The organism is Chrysanthemum yellows phytoplasma, assembly GCF_000803325.1.
In the GTDB taxonomy this organism is placed as follows: Bacteria; Bacillota_I; Bacilli_A; order Acholeplasmatales; family Acholeplasmataceae; genus Phytoplasma; species Phytoplasma asteris.
Window position 1 is genome coordinate 1 of the sequence record NZ_JSWH01000168.1, and the last position, 1,409, is coordinate 1,409.

Below are 1,409 nucleotides of genomic sequence, written 5' to 3' on the forward strand. Positions count from 1 at the left end.
TGAATTTATTAAGAATAAAATATATAAAATGTATTTTGAAAAAATCAAAAAAATAACTAAATTAAAATTTGAAGAAAAAATTATAATTGAATTTGTTTCAGAAAAAAATAAAAAAAATAGTAATTTTGATGATGAAAAAAAACATTTTGAAAATCTTAAAGAAAAATTAGAAAATGAGAATAAAAATTATTTTTCCAAAATTGAAAATAATGAAAATAATGATGAATTCCAAAATAATAAATATTTTGAAAAAATTGAAAAAGAACAAATCGAAACTAAAACTGATAATGAAAAAAATGTTGAAATTGAAAATAGAAAAATAAGTTTTAATAAATACAATTATGGAAATACCAATCCCAAGTATAGTTTTGATAATTTTGTTGTGGGAAAAAGTAATAATTTTGCCTTTAAAATTGCCAAAAAAATTGCTGAAGAAAAAAAAGTAACTACCAATCCGCTATATATTTTTGGAAAAGCAGGAATCGGAAAAACCCATCTAATTCAAGCAATTGGAAATCATATTTTGAAAAAAACACATTCAGCCAAAAAAGTTCTATATGTAAAAGCTGATGGATTTATTGAAGAATTTACCAACCAATTAAGAAAAGCCAAAATGGAGGATTTCAACGAAAAATACCGTGATATTGATCTTTTATTAGTTGATGATATCCAAATTATGGCAGGTGCTACAAGAACTCAAATGGAGTTTTTTAAATTATTTGATTATCTTTATTTAAACCAAAAACAAATTGTAATTACAAGTGATAAACAAGCCTCAGAACTAAAAAATATTATGATTAGATTAACTTCACGTTTTGAAGCTGGTCTTATGGTTGATATTCAAAGTCCTGATTTTAATCATCGTCTCAATATTTTGAAAAAGAAAATATTAGAATTTGAACCACAAAATCCTTTGAAAATAAAAAAAGATGTCCTTGATTTGATTGCTTCTTCTTTTGTTAATAATGTTCGTGAAATGGAAGGAGCTTTATTAAGATTGTTGAATTATGCCCAAACTTTTGGCTATGATATTGATATTAATATTGCCAATGAAGCTTTAGAACTTTTGATTAAAAGCAAAAAAAGTGTTTCTTATGATGAGGATGTTTTGGAAAAAATCAAATCAGTTGTTAGCAATTTTTTCAATATTTCAGTTCGTGATTTAATGAGTAAAAAAAGACAACAAAAATATACTTTACCGCGTCATATTGCTATGTATTTAATCAAAGAATTAAAAGATATTCCTTATAATATTGTTGGTAGTTTTTTCAAAAGAAACCATTCTGCAGTTTTTAAAGCTTATCAAAAAATTAAAAAAAATTCTCAAAGTGATTATGAATTAAAAAAATCCTTAGAACTTATTTTGAAAAAAATTAATTCTTAATAAGTGAATTAAATAATAAATGAAT

1 protein-coding gene is annotated in these 1,409 nt (G+C 23.0%); it reads left to right on the top strand.

Annotated features, from left to right (window positions below; genetic code table 11):
• A partial coding sequence (gene dnaA, locus OL66_RS02900) for a chromosomal replication initiator protein DnaA (protein ID WP_034172396.1) occupies positions 1 to 1,384 on the top strand: 1,384 nt, incomplete at its 5' end.
• Between the last annotated feature and the right edge of the window lie 25 nt (positions 1,385 to 1,409).